This window comes from Ignavibacteriota bacterium (assembly GCA_016707525.1).
GTDB lineage: Bacteria > Bacteroidota > Ignavibacteria > UBA10030 > UBA6906 > JAGDMK01.
Genome location: JADJHP010000004.1, coordinates 452,187 through 465,437 on the forward strand (window position 1 = coordinate 452,187; position 13,251 = coordinate 465,437).

Below are 13,251 nucleotides of genomic sequence, written 5' to 3' on the forward strand. Positions count from 1 at the left end.
AGACATACGTGCCAGCGGTCACGTGCGCGCATAACACGTTGATAGCACAGCGATTAGCAGGATGCGACAGGGACCACAACTTCGAGGAAAACAGCGGAGTGGGTAAAAAGGACAATCGATTCTACAAAAGACAGCGGGGCCCCGCTTGTGGCGGGGCCCCTGTCACCGATCAGTGTACCTTTTCGTCGGGAGGCATCATCGGCTGGAACGACAATCCCGGCCCGCCTTCGCCATGGATCTTGACCTCGCCGAACTTCAGTTCGTACTTGCTGATATTATCCTCAAGTGCGCGCAGCAGAAGTTTGGCATGCTGTGCGGTCATGATCACGCGGGCATGGACCCGGGCTTTGGGAACACCGGGCAGGACGCGGGTGAAGTCGATCACGAACTCCGCGGGAGAATGCGTAATGATCGCGAGGTTCGAATAGATCCCCTCGGCTTCTTTTTCGCCGAGTTCGATGTTGATCTGCTGACCGGTCTGCACGGGGTCGTTCATCGGGTGCCTTATTTTCCCTTGGTGAGCTTGTCGTACTTCGCGAACGCGTCCTGTGCCTTGTCCTTCATGTTCAGGTTCAGGTAGAGCTTGCCGAGCTGCTGCCAGAGGGCTGCATCGTCGTCGCGGGTCATGGCGGCCTTCTCGAGGAACGGCAGGGCCAGCTTGAACTGCTCGCGATACGTGAGGTCCTCTTTCACTTCCTTGCCTTTGTTCTTGCTCTTGGCACGCTCTTCTTCAACCTTCTTGTCGGACTCAGCCTTCAGGCTTACGCCCCAATTCAGGTGGGAGACGCCGAGGTTGTAGACCGCATCGATGTAGTTCGGATCGATCTCGACGGCCTTCTCGAACTGCGCGATCGCCTCAGGATACTGTTCCTGCTTCAGGAGGAACACGCCGTAGGCATAGCGGAATACCTTGTTCCTCGGGTCCTGTTCCACTGCTGTGCGGGTCAGCTTCATCGCCTTGTCCGACGCCTTCGTACGTTCGTACACGTCGATCAGGTTCGTGATATTGTCGGCGCTGCCCGGATTCGCGGCATACGCTGCTTCGAACGCCTGAACCGCCAGCGCCATTTCGGCATTGGCAGCGGCTTCATCCTTCGCCTGGAGGCGCTCGATGGACCGGTTGTAATGGATTTGGCCCAGGAGGCGTGCTGCGTCTTCGGAACCCGGATTCAACTTCAGGGTCATCTCGAGATCGGCTGCCGCGGCCTTCATATCCTGCTTCGCATAATAGCCGAGCGCACGCACATAGTAGGTGGCGGAGCTATCGGGCTGCATCTCGATCGCCGTCGAGAACTTCTGCAGTGCCTGATCATAATATGCTGCTGTGTCACGGCCCTTATTGTACAGTCCAACGCCGTCATTGTACATCATGGCCCAGACCGCGAGGCGGTTCCGGTTGATGTCGGCCTTGTGGGTCGTATCGATCGCGAGTGCCCGGGTATAGGCCTCGTTCATTTCATGATACTTCTTCATCTCCAGGCGGACCTGTCCGAGGAGGAACCATGCTTCTGCATTCCGCTCGTTCTTGGTCACTTCCTTGACCAGGCTCGCTTCAGCCTTGTCATATTGTTTCTGCTGCATGTACAGCTTGGCACTCGTGGTCTCTGCCGAACCGCACTGGAAGGCGGTGGTGGAGACATAGATCATGGCGAGGACCGCCACAAAAAACGAGAGATACCGATTCATGGTTGCTCCTGCTCAAAGATTGGACGTCATCTGTAGAGTAGAAATTTATGCAAAACACACGAAAAAAGCAACTTTGCCGATTAAAGGTTGATCCGCAAGACCGGCGCGAACGACAGATAGGAGTCGTAATGCCATCCCGGTAGCTGCGATGACCTGATCGCCTTGAAATAGGTCACTTCGATCCCGATGATGTTACTGATCATAAGGACCGGCTTCACCATCAGATATCCGTAACCATCATTCAGATTGAAATGGATCCCGGCTTTGATGTCGTATTGAAGGACTCCCCCATCCTCGGCAATGCCGAATTCCAGGGCTGCCAGGACATTGTTCTGGGTCGGGTCGATCCTCGATGCGTGATTATCCACCGGATCTCGTGAAAAATGATGGATATCGTGCCAGGTCAACCCCGCGCCGATATTGAAGATCCCCAGCCGCCGGACCTCGGCCATGAGCGAGACGTAGTTCCGGATAGAATAGAAGGTCTCCGGGAGGCGCGGCGAGAACGCGTCTTTGTCCTCGATCGCCACGCTCAGTTCAGCATTCAGGCGGATGAACCCGGCCGTGTCGATCCCGAGGAATGGCACCTGCGTCCATGGCGAGTAGCTCCCCTGCAGATAGACCGCCGAGCCCGACCCTTCGAGACGGCGATCCTTGAACAATGAGTTTTCGCGCTGCGGGTTCGGGCCCTGGGGCACAGAGAAATTGATCGGTTCTTCGATGCCGACGCGCACACGGTAATGCGAAAAATCCGGATCGCGCACTGCTGACGGCCTGTCGATATGCGACAGCGAAAGCCCGCCGATCATCGTCCCGCGGAACCAGAACGGGAGGTTCAACGCATCATTCCCCAGCCGGCCGAAACCCGAGAGCGCATAGTACGTCGATGCACTGCGCGGCTGGGTGGACCAGAGCAGGAGCGTCGGGCGGAGCGGATTCAGATACAGGTCCGTCATCCGCGCCAGGTCCCTGTCGAACCGGTCCTCGCCGGTACCACGGAGCGATCTCACAGCAACGTAGAGCTGATCACCCAGGATGTTGCGCAGGAGCACCGGATCCTTGAGCACCAGCGTATCGCGCCTGCCCGCATCGCCATGACACAGATGCAGTTCTTCGATCTCATTGTCTCCGAGACGCTTGTGGCAGATGACCTCCACACGTTCGGCGAGCGATGGGAGAGGAGAGGTTTGCTGATGCGACAGCTGTTCGCTGTTCCGGACCTGATACAGGATCTCGCGGATGACGCGGACATCCGTCACCGACCACGTCTCCGCCGGGAACATGGAGGCATCGTGTTTGATCAACTGCTGGTAGATCGAATCCAACTTTCCACCACGGTCACCGGCGGATGCGGTCGCCGCGGCAAGGACGAGAAGGACGCATGGAATAACGCGGAGCACTTTCATAGGGGCCCTCTCAGGAATTCTTGTCAAAGCCGTAGCGATAGCGGATCTGGATCAGGTTCCCGTGTTCCACTTCCCATTCCCGTATGGACCGGCCGACGGGTTTGGGCATCAGGATGGATTCGAGACGGATCTCATGCGGGCCGCTATCAAAGACCTTGAACCAGGGAGTGAACGTCAACCGGTTGTCAAAGAACCGGACGCGGGCACCAAAGCGTGCTCTGTTGGATACATGGGTATATTGCAGCTGGATCACGGGCTGCACTTCACTCATCGAGCGCCTGCGCAGATCCACCGCGAAAGCACCACTCGCATGGTACAGCACCTCGCGCACGTCATAGGTCCCCGCCCCGAGATCGAGGCGGAACCGGTTGTACATGGCGCGATCGGCGTTCCAGAGGAATGCGAGGCTGGCCTCCCATTGGCGCGTGGAGTAGAAGGCCATGCTCGAGTCACCGCGCTGCTGCCGGATCGAGGGAGACGAGTAGTCTTTTGCGCCGCCGGAATACAGGAAGGTCACATACGGGACCCGGTTATACGGCGAGCCGGTGACGATCTCGAATGTGGCGCCCGAGGTCACATTCATTTTCGGGCGGTCCAGACTCATGACCGGCGAAGCAACGTGCAGGCGCCACCGGTCGATCAATCCGGCCGTGTTCATAGGCGTCCGGCCAAGGATCTTCATGTCCAGGAAGAAGCTCGAATCGATCAGCGATCCCCGTGCGTCATTAAAGAAGACCAGGAACCGCAATCCCCAGGTGAGGACCGGCGATTGAAAGGCCACCTGATTGAGGACCCGGTCGCCGAATCCGGCTTCGAGGCCGAACCCGTGAATGCCGATGGACTCCGAACCGACGTAGAGTCGTTTATGGCTCACCGTCAGACTGGAGAACGTGGCCTCGATGGAGATCGGCCGTTCCGCACGGTCCAGGTCGGCGAACGGATGCCGATCGTTGACGCGCGCATAGCGCGCATAATCCCGGTTGCTCTCAGCGAGGATGTAGTCCGGAGTCCCTGGCAGGATCCCGCTCTCCTTCCTGCGCAATGGCCCGGTCCGCCCTTTGCGTTCCAGGTTCAGGATCATCTTCTCCAGTTCGGCCTTGAACGATGCCTTCGGCCTGCGGTCGGCCTGTTCGAGCGCAAGGATGTCCTCGAGGGTCAGGACATGGAGCGATTCTATCGTGTCGGTCGTATCGCGTTCGCCCCCTTCGAACGAGAGCTTCGACGTGGTCCGTTCCGTGACGAACTCACTGATCCGGATCACCTGGAGCGGCATGTCTTCGGTATCCGGCAGGTACAGGATCCGGTACCGGTAGGTGACGGACTTCGTGCCGGTCTTTCCGCCGACGGAGTAGTCCCTCCGGACGACGATCCGCCCGCCGGCGGGCCCCACGAGTGTATCTCCGCTCAGTGCGCCAAAATCGTTGCTGGAGAGATCGAAGGTGCCGAACAGATTGGTGTTCGCATGATCCAACTCCACCTTCTCCTCGATGAGCGCATACATCTGGCGTTCATGGATCAACGCACGCCGGAGATCATCGTCCCCACCTGCAGTGGCACTGGCGATTCCCAGACCCAGGACACACAGGACCGCGCAGAACCTTATTCCGGACTTCATTGCATTCACCTTCATTGTCGCGAGGAATACACCAGTGACTTATACGTGCGCCGTGTGATCCGCCCGAACTCATCGGTGATCGTCATACGGAGGGTCACTTCAGCCGGCGCGTCGGCGGGGGTCCGTTCAAGGAACAGTTCGGAGGGGCGCAGCTCGATCACGTGCCACAGGCCGCGTGACTCCGCGAACGTCCGCCAGCCGCGGGTAAGATCCGCCGGGAGGAATTCCGCCGGCGTTGCCACGATCTCCACCCTGCTGATCCGTGCGGGGATCAGATAGAGCCCTTCATAGAACGGGCCGCTCGCCGCAAAACGAAACTGCACCGGACTGAGGAATGCAGACTGTTCAGAAAGGTCGAGTGGACGGAGCGCCCCCGCGGCCTGCTTCTTCGCATACTCCGTGGAATCCCACCAGAGTGTCAGAAGCTCCCGCTGGGGCGGGACCTCGATGCGTACATTCCATACACTCGGGCGGGGATTGTCTCCGGTGGAATCGGCGTACGAGAACGGCTCCCCGTGGTAGGTACCCCGGACCTGAAAATCGCCGAGCCCGCTGAGCTTTCCACGCCAGAGTTTCTCGATGGGAACGACCGCGCCATCCCCGGTAATGACCGCTTCGCCATCCTTCAGGACGCTGAAGGCATATCCGCGTTGATCGGCGTGGCCGGCGGCAAAGGAGAAGAATGCATTCTCGCCATAGTAGTACGTGGAGTCCGGCTCGCTGGCAATGACCGGCCAACGGACCGTGACGAGCCAGTAGAAACCGTACCGGTGTCTCAGTCCATCGTTCGCACCGACGCCATCGATCCTGCGGACCACGGCGAATGTTCCGGCGCTGTCAAAGCGGATCGACGTTACCGCAACGCGCCGCGAGCCCTGGCCACTGACGACCGCGGTCCCGGACGTGATCTTTCGTGTGAATCCCGGATCGTAGATCTCGATGGAGACCGAAGGGCGCACCCAGGTCGCCACCGAGGTTGATTCGACGAGTGCTTCGCCCACCAGCATCTGCCGGTCGCCGAGTTTTTGCGGAGGGAAATCGATGCCAAGCCTTCTGGCAGCCGCCGCATCCTGCGCGTGGGCACCCGCAACTCCCGCCAGCGCGAGCATGCCCGCGAACACCACTGTTGATACTCTCATGATCCTGCTCTGGTATGGACCTGGATTCGGAACAACTCACCGCCTGTAGGGGCCCTGGCCGCAATACTCACACGGCGGCAGGCGCTGGCCTTGACCCTTTGCAACGATCGTGAATGGGACGGCCTTCGGGGTTTCGACCTCCATCGTTGCCCCGAGGAGCTTCTTCAACTTGACCATGACGCTGTCCCGGACCAGGCCCGGATAGTATCCGGGGACACTCCGTTTCACGCTGCACCATGCGGTGAAACGATGGCTCCCCTCGGCATCAAAGACCGTGCTGAAGGTGGCATCGCCCGTGGCACGGTTCACCGACAACCGGAACCGGGGATCCGCATTCTTGTCCGGACGTTTCATACCGGGATAGTCCTGCGCGACGACCTTCCCTGTCGAATCAAACACGGTAAGAGCAACCTCATGGCGCTCGGCATCGGACCAGAGGCCAAGCGGTACGAGGACCACATGAACACTATCACCCGCGCGTTTCAACGCGTTCCGCACCGATCCTGCATAGATCGCCGCCGTCGTGGTCTCGGGGACACTGATCGTCAAGCCCTTGCTGAATTCCTTCGCGAGGCTATCCGAGAGGGTCAGCATCTCCCGCACATCGGCATTATGGACATCGGTCGCCTCGTCCCGCTCCATGATGAAAATGAGCAGTTCGAGGATCATCACGACATAGAAGATGAAATAGAGAGAGAGCTTCATGGCCGGGCCTCAGTTCTTCTTCCGGCTGATCTGCAGGGTGACGGTCCGGTCTCCTGAGATCTCCTCGCGGATGGTCTTGATCTCCGTCGCAAGCGCCTTCATTTCTTCGGCCGGCAGTGCGCCGTCCAGGCTGACGGACATCTTCGTGCTGTCTTCGGGCTTATAGAACAACAGGAGACCGAGCACGCCGATGATCGTGAATTCGATCTCGAGCGAGATCACGATGGGGAGCGGGTGTTCCCGTCCGATGATGCCAAGCCCGCGCAACCCGATCAGGAAGATCAGGATGCCTGCACCGAGATATGCGAACCCGTTCACGTTGTTCTCGTAACGCTTGACGACGTCAGCCACCATCCATTGTGAGAACGGGTTCTTTGCGAGGAACTCCGTCCGCTCCTGGGGGGTCAACCCCTTGGTATATTCCAGAAATCCCGGGGGATACTCCCCTGCATCTTTGCCATATGCGACCTCGGGAGAGGCCTCGGTGCGTTTACTGAGGGCGTACCACAATTTCAGATTCGTGAGCGATCTTCCGATCGGGGATTTCTCATGAATGATGAGGATGATGGAACCCAGGATGTTGATGAGTGCCCCGTTCCGGAGGAGGAAACGCTCGGCCCAGCCGACAAGGAAGATCAGGATCACCAGGGAGGGAAGGATCAGCATGGCCGCCCGCTCGATGGGCGGGATCGTGGAGGTGGCCGACTCGTAGAAGGCCCGCGCACCCCATACGTATGCCCCCCCAACAACAACAAGAACAAGAAAATAGAACAGTGATCGGATCTGTTTCATGAGGTCCCATCCTTCTAGAATGTGTCACCAAAAGACGCAGCAACTACTATGGAGATGCGCCCACGAAACCCGTCGGGCCGCGGGAGAAGTCCGAGTGTAGGTCAAACTCGAAAGATCGTTGTGATCGGTGCCGGGTGGACCGCGGGGGATCGCACCGTCGCGCAGGCAGGGTGGAGACCCCCAAAAAAAGCCGTATTCCTTACCAAGAACGCAAAGTCGGCCGACAATGTCAAGGTAGGTGCACGCCGCGCCTGCGCATACGAACGTCACATTGACTTTCCTGAGCGTTTTTCGTACTCTGCTGTGACGTGCACGGAAAAACTCACAGGAGAAGCGCCTCATGCCCACCTATGCCAAGCTGACCCCTCCCACGCGGGGCAGCAAGATCACCATGTCCAAGGGAGCCTTACAGGTCCCGAACGACCCGATCATCCCCTTTATTGAGGGGGACGGAACCGGGCCGGATATCTGGAAAGCATCCCAGATGGTCCTGGATGCAGCGGTACAGAAGGCCTACGGCGGGAAGCGCAGGATCGAGTGGTTCGAGGTATTTGCAGGGGAAAAGGCCAATGTCGTCTACGGCGAGAACACATGGTTGCATGAGGACACCCTCGTGGCGATCCGTGAATATCTTGTCGGCATCAAGGGGCCCCTCACGACCCCCATTGGCGGCGGTATCCGCTCCATCAATGTCGCCCTGAGGCAGTTGCTCGATCTGTATGTTTGCCTCCGCCCTGTTCAGTATTTCGCCGGGGTCCCTTCCCCGGTCAAGCGCCCCGAACTGGTGAACATGGTCATCTTCCGTGAGAACACTGAAGACATCTACGCCGGAATCGAATGGAAGGCAGGAACGCCTGAGGCACAGAAGGTCGTGAAGTGGTTGCAGAGCGAAATGGGCGTCAACAAGATCCGATTCCCCGAAACGTCGAGCATCGGCATCAAGCCCGTTTCGCAGGAAGGGACCGAGCGGCTGGTCCGTGCGGCGATCCGCTACGCGCTCGCCCAGAAGCGTCAGTCGTTGACGCTGATCCACAAAGGGAACATCATGAAGTTCACCGAAGGTGGATTCCGTGACTGGGGCTATGCCCTTGCCAAGCGGGAGTTCCCGGATCAGACCGTCTCCTGGGACGATTGCGGTGGCAAGCCGCCGGCAGGAAAGCTTCTGATCAAGGATGCCATTGCCGATGCGTTCCTCCAGCAGATCCTGACCCGCCCGGCGGAATACGATGTCATCGCAACGCTCAACCTGAACGGCGACTACATCTCCGATGCCCTCGCGGCACAGGTTGGTGGCATCGGTATCGCCCCCGGCGGCAACATCAATTATGACACCGGGCATGCGGTGTTCGAGGCGACGCATGGGACGGCGCCCAAGTATGCCGGGCTGGACAAGGTGAACCCGGGTTCGGTGATCCTGAGCGGCGAAATGATGTTCCGCTATATGGGTTGGAGTGAAGCGGCGGATCTGATCATCCGTTCGCTGGAAAAGACCATCGCCCAGAAGGTCGTCACCTACGACTTCGCCCGCCTGATGGAGGGAGCCACGGAGGTCAAGTGCTCTGAATTCGGAAAGGCCGTCGTCAAGAACATGTAAACGGCAGGGAAACAGGGGGCCGGTGGAACTACCGGCCCCTTTTTTATTGTTTTTGCGTTAGCAGCCAGTCGTTGAGATGGCTAAAGATATGGTGTTTTTCGGCTTTCTTGATTACTTTTGCCGGAATTCGTATACTTTTATGTGTAGTCCACTATAATAGGAGCCTGATTCCGGCCAGAGCATGAGTGAAGGTCTCAACGATAGAGAGAGAACGGTCCTCCATTACGTCGTTCACGACTTCATCGAGACGGCTACCCCCATAGGGTCGCGGTATATCTCGAAGCGTCATGAAGACGTCATCGGATTGAGTTCCGCAACCATCCGGAACATCATGTCCGACCTGGAGTACCTGGGGTACATCGGGCACCCGCATACTTCCGCGGGGCGCGTCCCCACGGATATGGGATACCGATTCTACCTCGACGCTCTCATGAAGCGCGAGGAGGTCTCCCTCCTGGAGCAGCAGACGATCCGCGAGAAACTCGACGAGTCTGACGACCTGGAGGTGATGCTCCGGGAAACGTCCCGGCTCATCGGGAAGATCTCCCGGCAATTGTGCGTCGTGACCTCCCCTGAACTCAGCAGCGGCGTCTTCGAGCGCCTCGAGCTGGTTCCCATCAGCAGCAACCGTGTCCTGGTGGTCATCTCGATCAAGTCGGGCCTCGTGCGCACGATCATGATGGAAGTGGGATCGGAGATCTCGCGGAACAAACTGGACCGCCTGACCCGGTTCCTCAATGAGCGGCTGGGCGGGTTGACCATGCAGCAGTTGCGCGAGTCGTTCATCGAGCGCGTGAAGGACGTGGCCGAAGAGGATGCCGGGCTGATACGGCTGTTTGTGGATTCCGTGGAAAAGCTATTCCTCCCCAGCCGTCCCGAGAAGGTGCACATCGGAGGCGCGGAGAGGATCATCGAGCAGCCCGAGTTCACGAATCCCCGGGACTACCGGGGGGTGATCGAGTTGATCAACAATGAAGAATGGATCGTGCACGTCCTTCAGAAGCGCGAGGACGCCCAGAGCGGCACGCAAGTTTCCGTGGGCAGCGAGAATGCAGACGAAAAACTGAGACCCTACAGTATCATCACCTCCGCCTACACGGTGGGCGAGGTAACAGGGACCGTCGGCGTGATCGGACCTACCCGCATGCACTACAACAAAATGATCCCGCTCGTCGATTACGTCGCACAGACGATCACGAGGATGCTCTCAATCGGAAAGCAAGTTGATGGCTGAGAATACCAATTCTGAGGCCCCCGGCACGACGCCGGAGGACCGTTCCGCGAACACCCAGGAACCCGCACAGGCTTCGTCCGCTCCGGATGAGTCTGCGAAGGTGATCGAGACGCTCCGCGACCAGTTGCTTCGCAAGGCCGCGGAGTTCGAGAACTACAAGCGCCGCACCGAGGGCGAATTCCTCTCGCTCACCCGCACGGCGAATGAAGGGCTCTTGTTGTCGCTCCTCCCCGTGCTCGACGATCTGAACCGCTCCCTGGCATCGGGAAAGGATCCGCAGAGCCACGAGGCCTTCTTCGCGGGGGTCGAAATGATCCGGACCAAATTCCTCAAGATCCTCGAGAAGCATGGCGTGGTCCCCTTCCCGTCCACCGGCAAACCGTTCGATGTCGGGTTCCATGACGCGCTCATGCAACTGCCACGCACGGATGTCCCGACCGGCACGGTGATCCAGGAAGTGGATCCGGGGTATGTCATGCACGACAAGGTCTTGCGCCACGCCAAGGTCATCGTCTCCGCACAACCAACGGAACCGGAGGACACGCATGGCGAAGCGTGATTTCTATCAGATCCTGGGTGTCGAGCGGAACGCCTCGCCGGAGGAGATCAAGAAGGCGTACCGGAAGATGGCGCTCCAGTTCCACCCGGACCGGAATCCGGGGAACAAGGAAGCCGAGGACAAATTCAAGGAGGCCGCGGAGGCGTACGAGGTCCTGAGTGACCCGACCAAGCGGCAGCGGTACGACCAGTACGGCCACGAGGGGATGCGCGGCACCGACTTCCGCCCGTTCACCGACGTCAACGACATCTTCTCACAGTTCGGCGACATCTTCGGCAGCAGCGGGTTCGGCGGATCGATCTTCGACGAGATGTTCGGGGGCGGACAGGCACGGCAACGGCGGCGTTCGGGGAACCAACCCGGCTCCGACCTGAAGATCCGCCTCAAGCTCTCTCTCGAAGAGATGGCGACCGGTACGGAAAAGAAGATCAAGGTGAAGAAGTGGAAGCCGTGCGAGACATGCCACGGGACCGGTGCACGCGGCGGCCATTCCACCGTCACCTGCCCCGCCTGCAACGGCGCCGGCGAGATCCGTCAGGTCTCACGCTCGGTGTTCGGACAGTTCGTGAACATCGCGGCGTGCCAGAATTGCGAGGGCGAGGGAAAAGTCGTGAAGGATCCGTGCACCACCTGCAAGGGCGACGGCCGCATCCAGGGCGAGTCCACGGTCAAGGTGAACATCCCCGCAGGCGTTTCGGATACCCATTATATCCCCCTGAGGGGCGAAGGAAACATCGGGCGCCGTGGCGGTCCTGCAGGCGACCTGATCGTGATGATCGAAGAAGAACCCCACCCGCTCTTCACGCGGGAGGGGGACAATATCATCCTCGACCTGTTGGTCACGTTCTCGGAGGCGGCACTCGGAGCGGACATCGAAGTGCCCACGCTCACCGGCCGCGCGCGTCTGAAGATCGAACCCGGGACACAATCCGGCACGATCCTCCGCATGCGGGAGAAGGGTCTCCCCCGCCTCAGTAGTTTCAGCAAGGGCGATCAGTTCGTGCGCGTGAACGTATGGATCCCGAAGACCCTGTCGTCGCAGGACAAGACATTGATCAAGCAGCTCGCGGCATCGGACAATATGAGTCCGGCGGATGGAGCCACCTCTGCCAATGCAGAGAAGAGCTTCTCGTCGCGGGTCAAGAAATCGTCGTGAGCAGGCCATGCGCGTCCGCGACATCTTCCAGCAGCGGTTGGGGTTCACCCGGAACGAGATCGTCGTGGTCGGCCTCCTCTGTGCGGGATTGACGGCCGGGACGGCGTTCCGGATGTTCAGGAGCACGCCGCAGGGGCAGCGGTTCTTCCCGTACGCGGCAACAGACAGCGCGTTTGCGCGCGGCGCGCGCTCATGGCACACGGAGTTGAGCGCACAGCCGGACACGGGCGCGGCACATGCAGCACCGCGACCTGTGAATATCAACGAGGCGACAATGCCGGAGTTGATCGCCCTGCCGGGCATCGGGCCGGCAATGGCCGGGCGGATCCTGGCCTATCGTAAGGAACACGGACGGTTCAGGAGCGTCGACGAACTCGACCGGGTGCGGGGCATCGGTCCTGCCACCCTGCAGCGCCTGCGTCCTTTCATCCGCATCACGGGTGCCGGAGGGCACCGCGGAACAGTTCACATGACCAACACTACGACTGACTATCGATGAGCCACCACCTCGGATTATCCATCGGCGACACCATGGCGGAGATCGTGGAATTCATACGCGAAGGCCCCGAGATCACCGTAAGCGCCATCGGCGAATGGCCCGTTGCAGCACCGCTGACGAACCAGGTACTTGCCGAACACATCGACACCTTCCTGCGTGCCAACTCGATCATGGCGGGAAGTATCTCCGTCGCTCTGAGCACCTCACGGATCATCGTCCACACGTTCCCCGCGGACGCGGGGACGACGCACCCGCAGTGGACAGCCTCTGCACGATGGGAACTGAGCCGCATCCTTCCGGGCAGGCAATCCGAAGGGTACATCACCGATGCCATCGCACTCCCGCCCCCGCCCGGACGCAGTGGCGTGGAGGTCCTCAGCGTTTCGCTCCGGCGCGATGACATCGCCATGCTCGAGGCAGCAGCCGGAGCATCGGGGATGAAGGTCAGCAGCATCGATGCTGACATTTTCTGCGCGGAGACGATCTATCTGGAGCGTGCACCCGGCGGCCCGCCTCCTGGTTCGCTGGTCGTCATGGTACGCCCGGATCGCATCGACTGGACACGTCTTTCCGGTCGCGTGACGGTCCGCTATGGCACGCGGCCTCTGGATGGCGCCCCCGTGGAAGATGCCATCGCTGCGATCCTCCCAGCGATCGGCAACGTGGACAGGATCATGTTGCACGGACCGAAGGCAGGGCCAGCGGTCGTTGATGCACTCCAGGCGAAGCACGCTGTCAAAGCCGAATGCCTTGATCCGTTCGCGACCATGGCGGTCCCGACGACCCTCCCGCTGGTCGAACATTTCATGCGCCAGCCACAGCGGTTCGCTGCTGCCGCCGGCGCAGCCCTGCGTGCGGAGGAATAG

The 13,251-nt window shown here is 59.8% G+C and carries 13 protein-coding genes; 6 read left to right on the forward strand and 7 right to left on the reverse strand.

Annotated elements, in window-relative coordinates:
- Positions 1-169: 169 nt before the first annotated feature.
- From IPI01_09840 to IPI01_09870, 7 genes are all read right to left on the reverse strand, one after another.
- Positions 170-496 (reverse strand): DUF3467 domain-containing protein, encoded by a 327-nt coding sequence (locus tag IPI01_09840; protein MBK7258085.1) that lies wholly within the window; start codon positions 494-496, stop codon positions 170-172.
- 8 nt (positions 497-504) lie between these two features.
- The gene (locus IPI01_09845) at positions 505-1,686 is read right to left on the reverse strand and encodes a tetratricopeptide repeat protein (protein ID MBK7258086.1); all 1,182 of its coding nucleotides are present in this window, start codon (positions 1,684-1,686) and stop codon (positions 505-507) included.
- An 80-nt stretch (positions 1,687-1,766) separates the two neighbouring features.
- Positions 1,767-3,092 carry a hypothetical protein gene (locus IPI01_09850; GenBank protein ID MBK7258087.1) on the reverse strand — a complete coding sequence of 442 codons (1,326 nt, stop codon included), beginning with the start codon at positions 3,090-3,092 and terminating at the stop codon, positions 1,767-1,769.
- Between the two features lie 10 nt (positions 3,093-3,102).
- Positions 3,103-4,707 (reverse strand): hypothetical protein, encoded by a 1,605-nt coding sequence (locus IPI01_09855; protein ID MBK7258088.1) that lies wholly within the window; start codon positions 4,705-4,707, stop codon positions 3,103-3,105.
- An 11-nt stretch (positions 4,708-4,718) separates the two neighbouring features.
- Complete coding sequence (locus IPI01_09860; protein ID MBK7258089.1) at positions 4,719-5,846, reverse strand: hypothetical protein; 1,128 nt, start codon at positions 5,844-5,846, stop codon at positions 4,719-4,721.
- A 36-nt stretch (positions 5,847-5,882) separates the two neighbouring features.
- The gene (locus IPI01_09865; protein ID MBK7258090.1) at positions 5,883-6,551 is read right to left on the reverse strand and encodes a hypothetical protein; all 669 of its coding nucleotides are present in this window, start codon (positions 6,549-6,551) and stop codon (positions 5,883-5,885) included.
- 9 nt (positions 6,552-6,560) lie between these two features.
- Positions 6,561-7,343, reverse strand: a complete 783-nt coding sequence (locus tag IPI01_09870; GenBank protein ID MBK7258091.1) for a hypothetical protein — start codon at positions 7,341-7,343, stop codon at positions 6,561-6,563.
- Between the two features lie 340 nt (positions 7,344-7,683).
- Here IPI01_09870 and icd point away from each other — a divergent pair, with 340 nt between their 5' ends.
- The 6 genes from icd (at position 7,684) to IPI01_09900 (ending at position 13,251) form a co-directional block, all read left to right on the forward strand.
- The gene (icd, locus tag IPI01_09875) at positions 7,684-8,937 is read left to right on the forward strand and encodes an NADP-dependent isocitrate dehydrogenase (GenBank protein MBK7258092.1); all 1,254 of its coding nucleotides are present in this window, start codon (positions 7,684-7,686) and stop codon (positions 8,935-8,937) included.
- 181 nt (positions 8,938-9,118) lie between these two features.
- The gene (hrcA, locus tag IPI01_09880) at positions 9,119-10,171 is read left to right on the forward strand and encodes a heat-inducible transcription repressor HrcA (protein MBK7258093.1); all 1,053 of its coding nucleotides are present in this window, start codon (positions 9,119-9,121) and stop codon (positions 10,169-10,171) included.
- Entirely contained in the window at positions 10,164-10,730 is a 567-nt protein-coding gene (locus IPI01_09885; GenBank protein MBK7258094.1) for a nucleotide exchange factor GrpE, read from the forward strand. Before hrcA ends, IPI01_09885 begins: the two co-directional genes overlap by 8 nt.
- Positions 10,717-11,886, forward strand: a complete 1,170-nt coding sequence (gene dnaJ / locus IPI01_09890) for a molecular chaperone DnaJ (protein ID MBK7258095.1) — start codon at positions 10,717-10,719, stop codon at positions 11,884-11,886. Before IPI01_09885 ends, dnaJ begins: the two co-directional genes overlap by 14 nt.
- On the forward strand, positions 11,825-12,385 hold the full coding sequence (locus IPI01_09895; protein MBK7258096.1) for a helix-hairpin-helix domain-containing protein: 561 nt from the start codon (positions 11,825-11,827) through the stop codon (positions 12,383-12,385). The genes dnaJ and IPI01_09895 overlap by 62 nt, the downstream gene beginning before the upstream one ends.
- Entirely contained in the window at positions 12,382-13,251 is an 870-nt protein-coding gene (locus IPI01_09900) for a hypothetical protein (protein ID MBK7258097.1), read from the forward strand. The genes IPI01_09895 and IPI01_09900 overlap by 4 nt, the downstream gene beginning before the upstream one ends.